Origin of the sequence: Stenotrophomonas chelatiphaga, assembly GCF_001431535.1 — a bacterium.
Taxonomy (GTDB): domain Bacteria; phylum Pseudomonadota; class Gammaproteobacteria; order Xanthomonadales; family Xanthomonadaceae; genus Stenotrophomonas; species Stenotrophomonas chelatiphaga.
On the sequence record NZ_LDJK01000049.1, the window covers coordinates 1 to 15,477 of the forward strand.

9 protein-coding genes, 1 pseudogene and 1 riboswitch are annotated in these 15,477 nt (G+C 68.3%); of the genes and pseudogenes, 6 read left to right on the plus strand and 4 right to left on the minus strand.

The window, feature by feature from the left end; all coding sequences use genetic code 11:
• Window positions 1-462 precede the first annotated feature (462 nt).
• The 3 genes and pseudogenes from trhA to ABB28_RS11190 form a co-directional block, all read right to left on the minus strand.
• The gene (gene trhA / locus ABB28_RS11180) at window positions 463-1,095 is read right to left on the minus strand and encodes a PAQR family membrane homeostasis protein TrhA (protein ID WP_057508706.1); all 633 of its coding nucleotides are present in this window, start codon (window positions 1,093-1,095) and stop codon (window positions 463-465) included.
• A gap of 92 nt (window positions 1,096-1,187) precedes the next feature.
• The gene (locus ABB28_RS11185; protein ID WP_057508707.1) at window positions 1,188-2,789 is read right to left on the minus strand and encodes a peptide chain release factor 3; all 1,602 of its coding nucleotides are present in this window, start codon (window positions 2,787-2,789) and stop codon (window positions 1,188-1,190) included.
• A 112-nt stretch (window positions 2,790-2,901) separates the two neighbouring features.
• A pseudogene (locus ABB28_RS11190) lies at window positions 2,902-3,396 on the minus strand (M23 family metallopeptidase); the annotation flags it as partial.
• A 236-nt stretch (window positions 3,397-3,632) separates the two neighbouring features.
• Window positions 3,633-3,750: riboswitch (SAM riboswitch) on the plus strand.
• Window positions 3,751-3,829: 79 nt separating this feature from the next.
• Between ABB28_RS11190 and metX the strand changes: the two are divergent.
• The 6 genes from metX (at window position 3,830) to ABB28_RS11220 (ending at window position 14,410) form a co-directional block, all read left to right on the plus strand.
• Entirely contained in the window at window positions 3,830-4,861 is a 1,032-nt protein-coding gene (gene metX, locus ABB28_RS11195) for a homoserine O-succinyltransferase MetX (protein WP_057508708.1), read from the plus strand.
• Window positions 4,858-6,096 carry an O-succinylhomoserine (thiol)-lyase gene (locus ABB28_RS11200; protein WP_057508709.1) on the plus strand — a complete coding sequence of 413 codons (1,239 nt, stop codon included), beginning with the start codon at window positions 4,858-4,860 and terminating at the stop codon, window positions 6,094-6,096. The genes metX and ABB28_RS11200 overlap by 4 nt, the downstream gene beginning before the upstream one ends.
• Window positions 6,093-7,181, plus strand: coding sequence for a homoserine dehydrogenase family protein (locus tag ABB28_RS11205; protein ID WP_057508710.1), 1,089 nt, complete (start codon window positions 6,093-6,095; stop codon window positions 7,179-7,181). The genes ABB28_RS11200 and ABB28_RS11205 overlap by 4 nt, the downstream gene beginning before the upstream one ends.
• 27 nt (window positions 7,182-7,208) lie before the next feature.
• Window positions 7,209-7,940, plus strand: coding sequence for a response regulator transcription factor (locus ABB28_RS11210; protein ID WP_057508711.1), 732 nt, complete (start codon window positions 7,209-7,211; stop codon window positions 7,938-7,940).
• 270 nt (window positions 7,941-8,210) lie between these two features.
• Window positions 8,211-12,503 carry an ESPR-type extended signal peptide-containing protein gene (locus ABB28_RS11215; protein ID WP_057508712.1) on the plus strand — a complete coding sequence of 1,431 codons (4,293 nt, stop codon included), beginning with the start codon at window positions 8,211-8,213 and terminating at the stop codon, window positions 12,501-12,503.
• Window positions 12,504-12,565: 62 nt separating this feature from the next.
• On the plus strand, window positions 12,566-14,410 hold the full coding sequence (locus ABB28_RS11220; RefSeq protein WP_057508713.1) for a S8 family peptidase: 1,845 nt from the start codon (window positions 12,566-12,568) through the stop codon (window positions 14,408-14,410).
• 57 nt (window positions 14,411-14,467) lie between these two features.
• Here ABB28_RS11220 and ABB28_RS11225 read toward each other — a convergent pair whose 3' ends face one another.
• On the minus strand, window positions 14,468-15,460 hold the full coding sequence (locus tag ABB28_RS11225; RefSeq protein ID WP_057508714.1) for an alpha/beta fold hydrolase: 993 nt from the start codon (window positions 15,458-15,460) through the stop codon (window positions 14,468-14,470).
• Window positions 15,461-15,477 lie beyond the last annotated feature (17 nt).

The window sequence follows — 15,477 nt, forward strand, 5'->3', positions numbered from 1 at the left end:
CGCTCAAGGCCCCGCACAGCCTCCCCGCCCGAGCCCCGGACAGGTTCCGGTGGCCGCCACCCGCGCAAGAAAATAAAAGAGCAAAGGCAGGGGTCAGAGTCCTTTCGCTGTGCGAAAGGACTCTGACCCCTCTCACGGCTACGTGTCCGGTGAAGGGAGCCCCTGAGTCAGGGGCGGCCGCGAAGCGGCGGGGTGTGGGTGCTGGTGAGACGGGGCCCGCGGTTTGCGCAGCAAAGCACGGGAGCGACAGCGCGAATGCGATGGCGTGGACCCGCCATGGATGGCGCGCATCGAGGCCCGCAGGAGCGGCTGTTGCCGTCCCCCGCCAACCCACCCCGTCCCACCAGCAAGCAGCCCTGCAGCATTTGACGTTGCCGTTGCCGTTGCCGTTGACGTTGCCGTTGCAGCTGACGTTGCCGTTGCTTTTGCTTTGGCTTCAAAGCCGCGCGCAAGCGCACGGAATCACAACACCTGCGCAGTCACGGCGACGAAGTGGCACACGCTGCCGCCGATCACGAACAGATGCCAGATCGCATGCGAATAACGGATCGATTCACGGTGATAGAAGTAGGTGCCCAGTGTGTAGGACAGCCCGCCGGCCAGCAGCCAGCCCAGCGTCCACAGGTCGATCGCCGCCAGCATCGGCTTGATCGCCACCACGATAAGCCAGCCCATCGCAATGTAGATGCCCGTCGACAGGGCCTTGAAACGGCCGGTGTAGAACAGCTTGAACACCACCCCGGCCAGGGCCAGGATCCAGATCGCGGTGAACATGCCCCAGCCCCACGGACCGCGCAGGCCGATCAGCATGAAGGGGGTGTAGGTGCCGGCGATCAGCACATAGATCGCGCAATGGTCGAAAACCTTCAGCCGCCCCTTGGCCACCGGGTGCTGGATCGCGTGGTACAGCGTGGAGGCGGTGTACAGCAGCAGCAGCGCTACGCCGAACACGATCGAACTGAACAGCTGCCAGCCATCGCCGTTGATGGCGGCCAGGGTGATCAACACAGCGCTGGCGGCCAGGGCGAATACCGCACCAAGGCCATGGGTCAACGCGCTGGCGATTTCCTCGCGGATCGATTCAACAGAGGTCATGGAAGAGAGTGGGTCGCAGGGAGGGGGACCTGCATCCCCCCTATCATCGCCGCGATGGCCGGCGCTTGCACGCCCGGCCATGACCCTCTGGTTCAGGACGTAGCCGTGTAGGCCGCTTCACGGGTTGCCGAGAACCGCACGTCCGGCGCGCGTTCCTGCGCCAACTGCAGGTTGACCCGCGTCGGTGCCAGGTAGACCAGCTGGCCGGCCGCATCCACCGCCAGGTTCAGCGCGTTCTTCTCGCGGAACTCTTCCAGCTTCTTTTCATTGCTGCAGGTGACCCAGCGCGCAGTGACCACGCTGACCGGTTCGAAGGTCGCTTCCACGCCGTATTCGTCCTTCAGGCGGTACGCGGCCACGTCGAACTGCAGCACGCCGACCGCACCGAGGATCAGGTCGTTGCTCATCAGCGGACGGAAGAACTGGGTCGCGCCCTCTTCGGACAACTGTGCCAGGCCCTTCTGCAGCTGCTTGAGCTTGAGTGGATCGCGCAGGCGCGCACGGCGGAACAGTTCCGGGGCGAAGTTGGGGATGCCGGTGAAGGTGATCGCCTCGCCTTCGGTGAACGTATCACCGATGGAAATGGTGCCATGGTTGTGGATGCCGATGACATCGCCCGGCCAGGCCTCCGCGGCGATTTCGCGGTCGCTGGCCATGAAGGTCAGTGCGTTGGCCAGTTTCATGTCCTTGCCGGTGCGCACGTGCAGGGTCTTCATGCCCGCCGCGAACCGGCCCGAACACACCCGCATGAACGCCACGCGGTCGCGGTGCTGCGGGTCCATGTTGGCCTGGATCTTGAACACGAAGCCGGTCAGCTTGTTTTCCTGCGGCTGCACGGCGCGGCCGGTGCTGGCACGCGCCTGCGGTGACGGGGCATGTTCGACGAAGAAGTCCAGCAGCGGCTGCACGCCGAAGTTGTTCACGCCCGAACCGAAGAACACCGGGGTCTGCTTGCCGGCGCGGTAGGCGTCCAGGTCGAACGGGTGGCTGGCGCCCTGCACCAGTTCCAGTTCGTCGCGCAGGTCGGCCAGCATCTGCGCGCCGATCTTCTCGGCCAGGCCGGGCGAGTCGATGGACGGGAAGATGGTCGAGTCCTGGCGGGTGAAGTTGCGGCCCTGCTCGTACAGGTGCACCTCGCCGGAGATCAGGTGGACCACACCCTTCAGGCGCTGGCCCATGCCGATCGGCCAGGTCACCGGCGCGCACTGGATGCCGAGCACGCTTTCCACTTCATCAAGCAGGTCGATCGGTTCCTTGCCCTCGCGGTCCAGCTTGTTGATGAAGGTCATGATCGGCGTGTCACGCAGCCGGCAGACCTCCATCAGCTTGATCGTGCGTTCTTCCACGCCCTTGGCCACGTCGATCACCATCAGCGCCGAGTCCACCGCGGTGAGCACGCGGTAGGTGTCCTCGCCGAAGTCGGCGTGGCCGGGGGTATCGAGCAGGTTGACGATCTTGCCTTCGTACGGGAACTGCATCACCGAGGAGGTAACCGAAATACCGCGTTCTTTCTCCAGCGCCATCCAGTCGGAGGTGGCGTGGCGTGCGGCCTTGCGGCCCTTCACTGAGCCGGCCATCTGGATCGCACCGCCGAACAGCAACAGCTTTTCGGTCAGCGTGGTCTTGCCCGCATCGGGGTGGGAAATGATGGCGAACGTACGGCGACGCGCGGCTTCGGTGGCGACTTCGGACATGGCAGGGGCGCCCGCCCGGGGCGCAGATCAATGAAGTAAGCCGATGATTATCGCCGAAAAAGGGGACGGAGGGGATTAAGACGTGAAAGGCCGCATTCGGGCCGAATGCGCCTTAATCCCCTCCGTCCCCTTTTTCGAAGTGGAGCTGGCCGCGCGGGGTGACGATGCGCACCGGGATCGACTCGAGCCGGGCACCGCGCTGTCGCTGCACGGCGAAATGCAGGTGCGGGGCGGTGCTGTAGCCGGTGTTGCCGGACAGGCCGATCAGCTGCCCGGCCTGCACCTGCTGGCCTTCACGCACCCGCACGCCCTCGTGTTGCAGGTGCGCGTAGACGGCCATGCTGCCGTCGTCATGCACGATGCGCACATAGTTGGCGCGCTCGCGGTCCCGCTGCGGGTCCAGACCATTGCCGCTGAAGCCCGCCTGCACCCGGATCACCCGGCCGGCGCGCGCGGCCAGAACCGGCGTGCCTTCGGGCAGGGTGAAGTCCACCGCATGGCGGTTTTCGGCGTCGCGGTGGCTGAAGCGGCCCTGCGGCGCCTGTCCCACGCTGAAGCGGCGGGCATCGAACGGCAACTGGTAGGCGAACGAATCGGCCGCGGGGGCGCCTGCCAGGCCCCAGCCGGCGCGCCAGTCGGCGGTGTCTGCCGCCATGGCGGGCCGCGCCCACACGGGCAGCAGGATCAGGCAGCACAGCAGCAGACGGCGCATCGAGGCTCGGCATGGCAGCAGGAGGGCGGACTGTAGCAGCCCGCGCCGCGACCGGCGGAAGTTGCGAGTGAATCCATCTCTTCATCCGCATGGAGGGATTGACATGGCGGAATTGCACTGGCATCGTGGCTCCACCATCGAGACCGGCAGAGGGACAGGCCCTTTGAAGCCGGGGCAGCCCGCAGGCGCGAAAGCGTCAGCGTAGGTGCCAAATCCTGCGGGGACCCCGTGTCTACCGGAAGATGGTTCGAGCCGTGCCCTGCCGGGGCAGGACTTGGACGCGAGCCCCGCGAAGGCTCGATGGCCGTTTTCCTTATTGGATGCCGCCATGAGCTTCGCCCCCAGCACCGCCCTCCGCCCCGACTCCTTTGTTCCCGTCAGCGTGCCGGTCGAAGACCGCGTGCATGCCGCACGCGGCGAGTTCGCCGCGGTGCTGGACATGCGCCACGCCGGCCCCCGCCCGATCCGCCTGCGTTACGAATGGGTAGGTCCCGCCGACGCGCCGGTGGTGGTGCTGGCCGGTGGCATTTCCGCCAACCGCCACGTGGCAGCCAATGCCCAGTTCGTCGAAAAGGGCTGGGCCGAAGGCCTGGTCGGCCCGGGGCGGACGCTCGACCCGCAGCTGCTGCGCGTGCTGGCGTTCGATTTCATCGGCGCCGATGGCGCGCTGGACGTGCCGATCGATACCGCCGACCAGGCCGATGCGCTGGCGATCCTGCTGGACCATCTCGGCATCGCGCAGCTGCAGGCCTTCGTCGGGTACTCCTATGGTGCGCTGGTCGCCCAGCAGTTCGGCGTGCGCCACCGCCCGCGCGTGCAGCGGCTGGTGGTGGTCAGCGGTGCGCATCGCGCGCATCCCTATGCAGCGGCATGGCGCGCGCTGCAGCGGCGTGCGGTTGCCCTGGGCCAGCTGCAGTGCAGTGACGAAAACGGCCTGGCCCTGGCACGCCAGTTCGCGATGCTCAGCTACCGCACGCCGGAAGAGTTCAGCGAGCGCTTCGACGCCGCACCGGAAGTGATCAACGGGCGCGTGCGCGTGGCCGCCGAAGATTACCTGGACGCCGCCGCTGCGCAGTACGTCGCGCGTACGCCGGTCACGGCCTGGCTGCGCCTGTCCGAATCCATCGACCTGCACCGCATCGAGCCGGCGCAGCTGCTGCTGCCGACCGTGGTGGTGGCCGTCGAAGGTGACCGCCTGGTGCCGCTGGCCGACCTGGTCAGCCTGGTCGAAGGGCTGGGCCCGCGCGGCAGCCTGCGCGTGCTGCGCTCGCCCTACGGCCACGACGCCTTCCTGAAAGAAACCGATCGCATCGACGCGATCCTCGCCAACGCCATCCGCATCCCGGGAGAAACCGCATGAGCCACGACAACCACGGCACGCCGTCCTGTAGCCGCACCACTGCTGCGGTGCGCGCCGGCATCGACCGCGATAGCGCCTACGGTGCGGTGACCCCACCGATCGTGCTGTCCTCCAACTTCAGCTTCGACGGCTTCGGCAACAAGCGGCAGTACGACTACACCCGCAGCGGCAACCCGACCCGCGACCTGCTCGGCGAGGCGCTGGCCGAGCTCGAAGGCGGCGCGGGCGGCGTGGTCACCGCGACCGGCATGGGCGCGATCAGCCTGGTGCTGCAGGCACTGCTGGGACCGGAAGACACCCTGGTGGTGCCGCACGATGCCTACGGTGGCAGCTGGCGGCTGTTCAACGCACTGGCCGGCAAGGGCCAGTTCAAGCTGGTCACCGCTGACCTGACCGACCCGCGTTCGCTGGCCCAGGCGCTGGCCGGTTCGCCGAAGCTGGTGCTGGTGGAAACCCCGTCCAACCCGCTGCTGCGCATCACCGACCTGCGCTTCGTGATCGATGCCGCGCACAAGGCCGGCGCGCTGGTGGTGGTCGACAACACCTTCCTCTCGCCGGCCCTGCAGCAGCCGCTGGCGTTCGGCGCCGACCTGGTCCTGCATTCCACCACCAAGTACATCAACGGCCATAGCGATGTGGTGGGGGGGGCGGTGGTGGCGCGCGACCCGGAACTTGCGCAGCAGCTGACCTGGTGGGCCAATGCGCTGGGCCTGACCGGTTCGCCGTTCGATGCGTTCCTGACCCTGCGCGGCCTGCGCACGCTGGATGCACGCCTGCGCGTGCACCAGGAAAACACCGCGGCGATCGTGCCGTTGCTGGCCGCCCATCGCGCGGTGAGCGCGGTGTACTACCCCGGCCTTGCCGACCACCCGGGGCATGCCATCGCCGCACGCCAGCAATCCGGCTTCGGCGCCATGCTGTCCTTCGAACTGGTGACCTGCGACGGCGACGATCCGCACGCGGCCGTGCGTGCCTTCGTAGATGGCCTGCAGTACTTCACCTTGGCCGAGTCGCTGGGCGGGGTGGAAAGCCTGGTGGCGCATCCGGCGACGATGACCCATGCGGCGATGACCGTGCAGGCACGCCAGGCCGCTGGCATCAGCGAAGGCCTGCTGCGCCTGTCCGTGGGTATCGAATCCGAACGCGACCTGCTGGCCGACCTGGCCGCTGCACTGGACCGGGCGGCGGCCGTGGTCGATGCACAGGCGCGGCAGAAACAGGTCGTGGACGCATGAACGCACAGGTGGTCGAACTGGGCCATGCCGCGCCGCGCCGCCTGGCGCTGCTGGGCACCGGCACCGTGGGCACCGCGTTCGTCGCGCGCTACCGGGCGCTGCAGTCACGCGGGCTCGCCTTGCCGCGCTTTGATTGGCTGGCCAACTCGCGCGCGGTGCTGGCCTGCGACGGTGCGCCGGAACAGCCCCTGCATGCGCTGCGCCGCGCGCCCCGGCTCGGCGACGCAGCCGCACCGTGGAAGCAGGCTGACAGCCTGCACGCCGGTGACGTGGTGGTCGATGCGACGGCCAGTGAAACGGTCGCGGCCGAACACGCGCACTGGTTGGCACGCGGCGTGCACGTGGTGACCGCCAACAAGCTGGGGCAGGGGGCGCATGCGCAGCGCGCCGTGCAGATCGCGGCGCACTGTGCCGACAGCGGCGCGCGGTATGGCGACAGTGCCACGGTCGGTGCGGGCCTGCCGTTGCTTAGCAGCCTGCGCGCGCTGGTGGAAGGCGGGGATCGCATTCTTCGCATCGAAGGGGTGCTGTCCGGATCGCTGGCCTGGTTGTTCCACCGTTACGACGGCAGCCAGCCGTTCTCGCTGGCGGTCCGCGAAGCGCTCGATGCCGGCTTCACCGAGCCCGACCCGCGGCTGGATCTTTCCGGAGAGGACGTCCGCCGCAAGCTGTTGATACTGGCGCGTGCAAGCGGGCTGGACCTCGCCGATGGACAGGTGCAGGTCGATTCGCTGGTGCCGGCGGCGCTGGCCACGCTGCCGCACGCGCAGGCGCTGGAACAGCTCGCGCAGCTGGATGCGCCACTCCACCAGCGTTGGCTGCGCGCGCGCGAAGCGGGCCAGGTGCTGCGCTTCATCGGCTGCGTCGAAGCGGGCGCCGCACGCGTGGGTGTGCAGTCGCTGGCGGCGGACCATCCGCTCGCGTCAGGTGCGGGAACGGATAACCGTGTCGCGATCCACAGTGATCGGTATCGCGATCAGCCTCTTCTGATCCAGGGCCCGGGGGCGGGTGCGGAGGTCACGGCGGCGGCATTGCTGGATGACGTGCTGCGCATTGCGCGGAAGGAGACAATCGAGCGCTGCTGAGCCCGCGGTTCTGCCTATGATCGATTTATGGCAGTGATCGAAGAGTTTGCAGTGAACGATTTAGTAGTCAGCCCTCTGCGTGTGGCCGTGCTTGAAGTCGATGCGGTGCTTCGCGAACGGATTCTTGTGCCGCGCCTGCGCGACCATGGCTTCGACGTGGTCGGGCTGGGCACGGCGGCCGCGCTGGAGCACCTGCTGGTGACCCACCGGCCCGACATCATCGTGCTGGATGTCGGGCTGCCGGACGCCGACGGCTTCGAGCTGGCGCAATCGCTGCGTTCGCGTTTCCCGGCGGTCGGGGTGGTGATGTTGACCGGGCGGCGGAGCCCGCAGGACCAGGTCCGCGGACTGGTGGGCGGCGCCGATGCCTACCTGGTCAAGCCTGCGGAGCCGGCGCTGCTGGCGGCCACCCTGCACAGCCTCGCCCGGCGACTGCGTCGGTTCGACGACAGGGCTGCACGTGCCGCTGAGCCGGGTTGGCGACTGGACGGCAACGGCTGGCGGCTGCTGGCGCCGTGTGGACAGCCGGTCCAGTTGACGCGCAGCGAACGCCCGCTGCTGCACTGCCTGATGCAGCACGCCGGCGAAGTCGTCGGGCGCGAGACGCTGGCCGCGACCCTGACCGCCGATCCGTTCTCCTTCGACATGCATCGGCTGGACTCGCTGATCCACCGCCTGCGGCGCAAGATCGCCGTGGCAAGCCGGCATCCGTTTCCGCTTTCGGCGGTCCACGGTGCCGGCTACGTGTTCGCGCCCTGACCGGGCGGCCTGCAGCGGGCGCGTACAGGCAGCGCAACGGCTCGTCGTTCGGTGAGAAGTGGCGAGGATTCGGTGACAACCCGTGCGTGACACCGATTACAGCTGAATCGTACGGTCATCCACGCCGCCGCTGGCCGTCTTCTACCGGACTGCATCCTACGTCCCGCGCGGCGCTTCTCTGAATACCCGGGCCCAGCGGCTGGGTCGGCGCATCGCACCGACGGGCCTGCGGGACGGGGGTGCGTTGCCCGTCGAATCGTGAGGTGCTGGATGAACAAGATTTTCTGTCGTGTATGGAGCCGCTCGCTGCAGCAGCTGGTGGTGGCGTCGGAGCTGGCCACCCGTGGTCGCTGCCAGGGCGGCCGACGCCGCCTGTCCGGATGCGTGGTAGCCGGTGCAATGCTGCTGCCCGCATGGACGGCGATGGCTTCGGGGAAGGTTCCCATCGTGGCCGCGGCAGCCGCACAGACCGGCTATGTGGCCATTGGCGGCAGCAACGACGGAAGCGACGACGCATCGGCAGGCGGTGACGAGGCGGTGGCTGTAGGTGTGCTGGCGCGTGCCCAGGGCGCCGATGCCACGGCGGTTGGCAGCCAGGCGCGGGCGACGGCCGTGGGCGCATCGGCGTTCGGCAGTGGCGCACGTGCGACGGCGGGATCGGCCACGGCGGTTGGGCAGAGCGCGCGCGCACTGGCCACCGGCGCCGCTGCGTTCGGTCAGAATGCGACGGTCAGCGCCGCCGGGGCGGGGTCGGTCGCGGTGGGTGCGTATGCACAGGCCGAGGCGGCGGATGCGGTCGCCCTGGGCGGCAATGCGCTGGCGGATCGCAACGGCACGGTGTCGGTGGGCCGGCAAGGGCAGGAGCGCCAGATCGTCAACGTCAGGGCAGGCACCGAAGCGACCGACGCGGTCAACGTCGCCCAGTTGAACGAGGTCAAGGACCAGATCGGCGATCTGGATTACATCGCCATCGAAGGCGATCCCGACCGCAATGACCGCGCCTCCGCCAGCGGCGATACCGCCATCGCCATCGGCTCGCGTGCTACTGCCGAGGGCAATGCGACAACCGCCGTGGGGGCCGAGGCCTGGGTGCGGGGCGTGGGCAGTTCGGCCTTCGGCCAGGGCGCCAGCGTGATCGGCGACGCCGGCACCGCGATCGGCCAGGGCAGCGTGGCTGCAGGTTTTGGCAACACTGCGGTGGGCGCCAGTGCGTCCGCCGAGGGGGACCAGGCAGCGACGGCGCTGGGCGCGCTGAGCACGGCGATGGGACAAGGCTCCACCGCGGTCGGCGCACAGGCGCAGGCCTATGGTCCGGGCAGCTTCGCCGCGGGCTACAACGCGGGCACCAACGGCGAGGCCGGCGTGGCCATCGGCGCCAATGCCGTTGCCGCCGGGGGTGACTTCACCGTGGCGGTGGGCGGGAACACGCAGGCCACAGGGAACGGGGCCACCTCACTCGGTGCCGGCGCACTGGCCCGCGGCGACAACGCCAGCGCCCTGGGAGGCTTGGCCACTGCGGTAGGCGCGTCGGCGCTGGCCGTAGGCCGCAATGCCTCGGCGCAGGGCAACGGAAGTGCGGCGCTGGGGGCCAACAGCCACGCCGATGCCGACCATGCCCTGGCAGCGGGGGACACTGCGCTTGCAGCCGGCGAAGCGTCGGTGGCGCTGGGCCACGGAGCCACCGCGCTAGGCGAACGCGCCATCGCACAGGGCAGCGGCGCGGTTGCCACGGCGCAATCGGCAATCGCGCTCGGCAATGGCAGCACGGTTGAAGGACCGGGCGCGATGGCGCTGGGCGCGGAGTACGTCTGCGATGGCATCTGCACTGAAACCAACACCACGGCCAGCGGTCGCAACAGCATGGCCCTCGGTGCATCGGCGCGCGCGTCCGGTAACGACTCGGTGGCTTCCGGACCGATGAGCGCTGCCTTCGGTGAGCAGGCAGTGGCAGTGGGACCGCATTCGCAGGCATACGGCAACAACAGCACCGCCATTGGTCAAGGTGCGCTGAGCAAAGGGGCCAACAACATCGCACTGGGCAACAATGCGCACGCGGCCGGCGGCGACAATCCGGCCGTGCTGAGCAACAACATCGCCATCGGCAGCGACAGCCTGGCCGATTACGTGTACTCCACCGCATTGGGCACCCAGGCGCGCGCCACCGGGCTGGGCTCGATGGCACTGGGCTGGACCGCCACGGCGACCGGGTGGAACGGCATCGCACTCGGCACATCGGCAGATGCGAGCGAAGCGTTTGCCGTCGCGGTCGGTAGCACCAGCCGGGCTGAGGCCTACCAGGCCACCGCAATCGGAGCGAGCGCGCATGCTTCCGGCAGTGCATCCACTGCCGTCGGCGGCAGCAGCACGGCCGAAGGCGTCGGCGGCGTAGCAGTCGGGAAGCTGGCTTACAGCCACGGTGACTACGCCACTGCCCTGGGCACGATGGCGATCGCCTACGCCGACCGCAGCGTGGCCATCGGCAATTCATGGGTGCAGGAGCAGGCGGATGACAGCGTCGCGCTTGGCCACGGCTCGCTGGCGACGCGCGCCAATTCGGTGTCCGTCGGCGCGTCGCAGGAATGGTTTGATGCACTGAGTGATCGACACGGTGTGATGCAACGCCAGATCACCGATGTGGCTGCAGGCACCGAAGCGACCGACGCGGTCAACCTGGGCCAGTTGAAGGCGGTGGAAGCCAAAGCGGGCAACGGACGTTACGTCGCGGTCGACGGTGCCGGCGATGGCAGTGACGATCCGGTCGCCACGGGCACGGGCGCCTCGGCTTTCGGGCCACAGGCGATGGCCGACGGCGAGGGCAGCGTTGCCGTGGGTGCACAGTCATTGGCGCTTGGCGAAGGATCCATCAGTGTGGGAGCAACCAGCACCGCGGTCGGTACCCATGCCGTTGCGCTCGGGCAAGGGGCCAGTTCCAGTAGTGACTTCACCACTGCAGTGGGCGGAACCTATGTCGGACCGGTGGATGGCCAGCCGGTCCAGCGTGTCACCACCGCCGCCGCTGCAGGCGCAAGCGCGTTTGGCGCTGGCGCCCAGGCAACAGGGGTGAACGCACTTGCCCTGGGTACAGCTTCGACGGCGGAAGACCAGGGCACGGCCGTGGGCTTTGGCGCTTCGGCCCGCAGTGGCTATGGCACGGCAGTGGGTACCTACAGCCAGGCCGAATCGGAAGGCACCGCCATCGGCTATGGCGCCAAGGCGTTGCTGCATGGTGCCACCGCGTTGGGATGGAATGCGGAGGCCACGGGTCTGTATGCGCTTGCGTTGGGCCTCGGAAGCCGTGCGACGCAATGGAGCGCGCTCGCCCTTGGACCGTTCGCTGAGGCAACGGGAAGTGCCAGCATCGCCCTCGGTGAGTTTGCCACGAGCAGTGGTGCGGACAGTCTCGCGATCGGTTCATCGGCCCAGGCATCGGGATCGAACTCAATGGCGCTGGGCTCCTCGGCCGTGGCCACTGCAAACGATTCGGTTGCCCTGGGTGCCGGGAGCGTAGCAGACCGCCTCGGCACGCTCTCCGTCGGCAGTGCGGGACACGAACGCCAGATCACCAACGTCGCTGACGCGACAGAAGGAACCGATGCGGTCAACAAGCGTCAGATGGACACGGCACTCGCGGATATCGGTAGTGACATCGGCGACCTGGCTGCGACCGCGGTGCGGTACGACGGCAAGGACAAGGCACGCATCAGCCTGGAAGGCGAACAGGGCACTACGCTGAGTAACCTCAAGGCGGGCGTGGGCCGCAGCGATGCCGTCAATGTTGACCAGTTGCAGGGAGTGGTACGTGCGCTGGGAGGCGGCGCCGAGCTCGGTGGCGACGGGATGCTGATCGGGCCGGTGTACACGGTCCAGGGTGCTCGATTCGGCAACGTCGGCGGCGCGGTAAGCGCGCTGGATGGTGCGCTGAGCGGGTTGGATGCACGCGTGGGCGTGCTTGAATCCCATCCGGGATCGGGCAGTGGCGGTGGTGGCGGTAGCGGTGGCGGTGGGAAGGTTCCCGTGGTGGACCCGCCGGCGGACGATGGGCTGGTGGCTGCAGGCAGCGGCGCCGGCTCGGTCGCGATCGGCGAGGGCTCCGTTGCGCACGAGCCGAACACGGTGTCGGTCGGCAGCGCGGACAACGCCCGTCGCATCACCAACGTCGGTACTGGCAGCGCGGCAACCGATGCAGCCAACGTCGGACAGATGCAGGCAGGCGACGCGCAGACGCTGGCGTCGGCACGCGCGTACACCGATTCGCGCTTCCAGCAGATCGACGATCGCTTCGTCGACCTGAGCCAGGACCTGGACCGCCGCCTGGGCCAGCAGGACCGGCGCATTGATCGCCAGGGTGCGATGAGCAGCGCCATGATGAACATGGCGATCAACGCATCGGGCAGCCGCAGTTCACGGGGTCGCGTGGCCGTGGGCGCGGGCTGGCAGAACGGTGAGCAGGCGCTGTCGGTCGGCTATGGCAAGCAGATCGGTGAGCGCGCCAGCTTCAGCCTGGGCGGCGCGTTCAGCGGTAACGACCGCTCGGCGGGCGTCGGTTTCGGCATCGATCTGTGAACCCCGGGGCCGCTCCGGACGGAGCGGCCTCCTTCCTGATGGTCTCTTCTGGAGAAACTCGCATGCGTCAACGCTTCACTCCCCAGGCCGGTGTCCTGGCCCTCGCCATTTCGCTCGGCACCGTGCCGATGCTGGCCCACGCCGCCGACGTTGCCGTGGCGCGTACCGTGGTCCCGCTGCAGCAGCTGCCCGCTGAACCCGCCGTTGCACCGGTGCAACGCTTCATCATCAAGTACAAGCCCGGCAGCGCGCCCGCGCGCGATCGCAGCCGCGTGCAGTCCAGCCTGGGCACTGCCGCTGCCCAGAGTGTCGGCGTGCACCCTTCGCGCGCACCGTTGGGCCTGAAGGCACTGCGTCGCGGCGCCACCGGTGCGGAAATCGTGGCGGCGTCGCGTCCGCTGGACAACGTCGAAGCGCAGTCCGTGCTGCGCCAGCTGCGACAGGATCCTGACGTGCTGTACGCCCAGCTGGATGGGTTCAAGCACGCATTCGACCTGATGCCAAACGATCCGCAGCTGCCGATCTACCAGTGGGACCTGCTCAATACGGTGGGCGGCATCCACGGTCCACAGGCCTGGGACCACAGCACCGGCAAAGGCGTGGTGGTGGCGGTGCTGGATTCGGGTTCCACGCCGCATGTGGACCTGAAGGACAACCTGATCCCCGGTTACGATTTCGTGTCCTGGTACGGCCAATCGCCTGATCAGCCCGATATCGCCGGCGATGGCGACGGGCGCGATCCCGATGCCACCGATACCGGTGACTGGACCGACGCTTCCATGCCCTGGTGCGGTGGCAGCGCCGACAGCAGCTGGCACGGCACCCATGTGGCCGGCACCGTAGCGGCGATGACCAACAACGGGCTTGGCGTGGCGGGAACCGCGTGGGGGGCGAAGGTGCAGCCGGTGCGCGTGCTGGGCCATTGCGGTGGCCTGACCTCCGATATCGCCGATGCGATCGTCTGGGCCGCGGGCGGCAGCATCGACGGGGTGCCGGTCAATCCGACCCCGGCCGATGTGATCAACATGAGCCTGGGCGGACGTGGCGCCTGCTCGCAGGACCCGGCCACGCAGGAGGCGATCGATTTCGCCGTGTCGCGTGGCACCACGGTGGTGGTCGCGGCGGGCAACAACAACGCCGATGCCTCGCAGTTCAGTCCTGCAAGCTGCGACAACGTCATCACCGTGGGCGCCACCGGCGTGGGCGGCACGATCGCCAGCTACACCAACTACGGACCACGCGTGGACCTGGCCGCTCCGGGTGGCGATCCGGACAGTGGCGCCGGGATATCACGAGGCTATGTCTGGTCCACCGGCAATGATGGCGCGACGGTGGCAGGCCGGGACATCATCGTCGGCATGGTAGGCACCTCGATGGCATCGCCGCATGTGGCGGGCATCGTGGCGCTGATGCAGTCGGCGGCGGTGGCTGCGGGCAAGGATGCGTTGACGCCTGCGAAGGTGCGCGAGCTGTTGGTGGAGTCGGTGCGTCCGTTCCCGGTGCAGCCGCCGGCCAACCGCTCCATTGGTGCGGGGCTTGCCGATGCCGGCCGTGCGGTGCAGCTGGCACTGGGCAATACGCTGCCGGAGCCGCCGGTACCTGAACTGCAGAGTGGCGTGTTGCTGCAGGGGCTGGGCGGTGGCCAGGCGCAGTCGTTGCTGTACCGGGTCGAGGTGCCTGCCGGCACGCGCAGCCTCAACCTGCGCAGCCTCGGCGGCCGCGGTGATGTCAGTCTGTATGCCGCGCCCGGCGCCCCCCCTTCGGTGGAAGATGCGGCGTACCGCTCCCGCCGTGCCGGCACTGCCGAAGCGATCGTGGTGGCCAGTCCGCAGCCGGGCACCTGGTACCTGCGGGTGGTAGGCGAGGCGACCTTCAATGGCGTCAGCGTGCTGGCCCTGGCGCGCTGACCCTGCGTCGCATCCGCGAAAGCATCAGGGGCCGCCCTCGGCGGCCCCTGATGCCGCTCAGGGGCGTGCAGCAAGAAAGCGCAGCAGTGCGCTGTTGAACGCTGCCGGGTCCTGCACCTGCGGCGAATGTCCCAGCGTGGCGAACTCCACCAGCTGCGCTGCCGGGATGGCCGCGGCCGCGGCCTTGCCCAACGCAGGGTAGTCGCCCAGCGTTGCCTTCACCGCAGGCGGTGCCAGGTCGCGGCCGATGGCGGTGCGGTCGGTCTGGCCAATGAACAACGTGGTCGGCACCGTGATGTTCTTCAGTTCGTAGACCACCGGCTGGTTGAACACCATGTCCGAGGTCAGCGCCTGGCTCCACGCCACTGCCTCCTTGCCCGGCCCGGCATACATGCCGGCCTGCATCCGCGCCCACTGCTCGAACTGCGGCTTCCAGTCGCCGTTGTAGTACACATCCAGCTGGTACTTCCTGATCGAATCGAAACTGGTTTTCAGTTCGTTCGCATACCAGGCATCGACGCTTCGCCACGGCACGCCGAGTGCCTTCCAGTCTTCCAGGCCGATCGGATTGACCAGTGACAACGACTGCGTGGCATCCGGGTAGATCAGCGCATAGCGCGCTGCCAGCATGCCGCCCATCGAATGACCGACGATGTGCGCGCGCTGCACGCCCAGCGCCTGCAGCAGCGCATGCGTGTTGGCTGCGAGCTGTCCGAACGAATACTGGTAGCCCGCTGGCTTGCTGGACTTGCAGAAGCCCACCTGGTCCGGCGCGATCACCCGATAGCCAGCATCGAGCAGCGGCTGGAAGCTTTCTTTCCAGGTTGCCGCGCAGAAGTTCTTGCCGTGCAGCAGGACCACGGTGCCGATCGGCGTACGCGAGGGGGACAGGTCCAGATAGGCCATTTCCAGCGCCTGGCGCTGCGACTGCAGCGCGAAGGTCTTTACCGGATGGGGGTAATCGAAGCCTTCCAGGCGTGCGCCGTAGCTGTCGGCGGCGAGTGCGGTGAAGGGAAGGCAGGCAAGCAGGGAGACGGCCAACAGGCGCATGGGGGGCTCCGGGGGGA

Bases quoted from the DNA above. Each gene is read 5' to 3' on its own strand.
- ABB28_RS11185 (WP_057508707.1), bottom strand. From the start codon at position 2,789: ATGTCCGAAGTCGCCACCGAAGCCGCGCGTCGCCGTACGTTCGCCATC.
- ABB28_RS11205 (WP_057508710.1), top strand. From the start codon at position 6,093: ATGAACGCACAGGTGGTCGAACTGGGCCATGCCGCGCCGCGCCGCCTG.
- ABB28_RS11215 (WP_057508712.1), top strand. From the start codon at position 8,211: ATGAACAAGATTTTCTGTCGTGTATGGAGCCGCTCGCTGCAGCAGCTG.
- trhA (WP_057508706.1), bottom strand. From the start codon at position 1,095: ATGACCTCTGTTGAATCGATCCGCGAGGAAATCGCCAGCGCGTTGACC.
- ABB28_RS11225 (WP_057508714.1), bottom strand. From the start codon at position 15,460: ATGCGCCTGTTGGCCGTCTCCCTGCTTGCCTGCCTTCCCTTCACCGCA.
- metX (WP_057508708.1), top strand. From the start codon at position 3,830: ATGAGCTTCGCCCCCAGCACCGCCCTCCGCCCCGACTCCTTTGTTCCC.
- ABB28_RS11210 (WP_057508711.1), top strand. From the start codon at position 7,209: ATGGCAGTGATCGAAGAGTTTGCAGTGAACGATTTAGTAGTCAGCCCT.
- ABB28_RS11200 (WP_057508709.1), top strand. From the start codon at position 4,858: ATGAGCCACGACAACCACGGCACGCCGTCCTGTAGCCGCACCACTGCT.
- ABB28_RS11220 (WP_057508713.1), top strand. From the start codon at position 12,566: ATGCGTCAACGCTTCACTCCCCAGGCCGGTGTCCTGGCCCTCGCCATT.